The sequence below is a fragment of the Oribacterium sp. genome (genome assembly GCF_057249185.1).
The window spans coordinates 1-1,615 of record NZ_DBHIGR010000264.1 but is presented as its reverse complement, the minus strand read 5'-3'; the positions used below and the strand labels follow the sequence as shown (position 1 = coordinate 1,615).

Annotated in this window: 3 protein-coding genes; all 3 read left to right on the top strand. The window is 39.8% G+C overall.

From position 1 onward, the window contains the following. On the top strand, positions 1 to 378 hold a 378-nt coding region (locus ACO4PX_RS10245; RefSeq protein WP_485572617.1), incomplete at its 5' end, for an SdpI family protein. 85 nt (positions 379 to 463) lie between these two features. Further along, positions 464 to 1,087, top strand: coding sequence for a DNA alkylation repair protein (locus tag ACO4PX_RS10240; protein ID WP_485572615.1), 624 nt, complete (start codon positions 464 to 466; stop codon positions 1,085 to 1,087). Positions 1,088 to 1,118: 31 nt separating this feature from the next. Continuing rightward, positions 1,119 to 1,615: GNAT family N-acetyltransferase (locus ACO4PX_RS10235; RefSeq protein ID WP_485572613.1), on the top strand; the 497-nt coding region annotated here is incomplete at its 3' end.

Sequence of the window (1,615 nt, the reverse complement as noted above, 5' to 3'; positions counted from 1 at the left end):
ATGGGATTCTGGATATTCATGTTCATTATGGTTTTACTTATTCCGTTAACTATGATTTTCTTCGGGTGGCTACTTTTCAGGAGAACACCGAAAGAAATTAATTATGTATACGGATACCGAACAAAAAGGTCAATGATGAATGAGGAAACATGGAGATTTGCGAATCAATATTTTGGGAAAGTATGGTATCTTTGTGGACTGATTTTAGCTCCTCTTTCCGTGATTGCCATAGCCATTGTATTTGGGAAAGGACCGGGAACCGTGGGAACGGTTGGCGGTATTATCACGATGTTGCAGATGCTCCCCTTAATTGGAGCGATAGTTCCAACCGAAAGCGAATTAAAGAAAAATTTTGATGAAAACGGAAAAAGAAGATAAACAGAATTGACGGAGCTTTTTGAGTGAGATTTGCCAGTGCAAAATAGGAAAGGGCAGAGCAAATCTCTTAAGGAGGTGAGCAGAGATGAAGGAATATATTGTCGCATTAGAACAGGAATTTTCTTCGATAGAAAATGGTTTCAAGGCGGAAGAAAGTAGAGCTTTACAGGATTTTCACTCCCATGATTTTGCTTATTGCAAGACTTTGGCATTTGCAGCTTATCAATCTCCTGTTTATCAAGTGAGAATGTATGGGGTATTTCTTTTTGGCTACTTATCTGAGGATAAAGAAATCCTCCATTTTATGAAGGAAGAAATTACAAAGGATGAGAACTGGAGAGTGCAGGAGATTTTAGCGAAGTCCTTTGATACCTATTGTAAAAAAATCGGAATGGAAAAAGCCCTCCCTACGATTACGGAATGGCTACAAAGTCCTGAGCCGAACGCCCGAAGAGCCGTTACGGAAGGGCTAAGAATCTGGACAAGCAGAGCCTATTTTAAAGACCACCCGGAAGAAGCCATTCGGCACTTAGCTGCTTTAAAAGAGGATCCCAGTGAATATGTACGAAAGTCCGTGGGCAATGCTTTACGAGATATCAGTAAGAAATTTCCGGATTTCATTCGTAAAGAAGTAGAGACTTGGTCCTTAGATAGTAAAGAAATCAAACAGGTTTATCACTTGGCAAGTAAATTCATCAAGAAGAATTAAGATCATACGTGCATAATGAGGTAAAGTAGAAATGTCCGGAAGCGGTATGCTGAATATCAGCCAACTATCTACAAAATATAAAATTAAAAAAATGGGGGAAGAGGATGTCTCCGGGATTTTGCATCTGGAGAATGGCAATCCCTTGTACTTTGCGTATTGTCCCCCAAAGCCATGTAGGGAAACAGTGCTGAATGATTTAAAAGCATTACCGGAGGGGAAAAGCCTTGAGGATAAATTCTATATTGGCTTTTTTGAAAATGACAGCTTAATTGCCATTATGGACTTTATTCTCTCCTTTCCGGAAGAAGATACGATTTTCATCGGCTTGTTTATGATGGACAGTCAAGAGTCCGGAAAAGGGAAAGGGAGCGCTATTATTACAGAGGCTTTAACTGCATGGAAAAGCGAAGGTTATAAAAAAGTAAGGCTGGCCTATATGAAAGGAAATATGCAAAGCAGGAGCTTTTGGAGAAAATGCGGTTTTACGGAGACGGGAGTAGAAAAAGAAAATGAGCATGGAATAGCGGT

Coding starts and splice junctions, on each gene's coding strand:
- ACO4PX_RS10240 (WP_485572615.1), top strand. CDS start 464: ATGAAGGAATATATTGTCGCATTAGAACAGGAATTTTCTTCGATAGAA.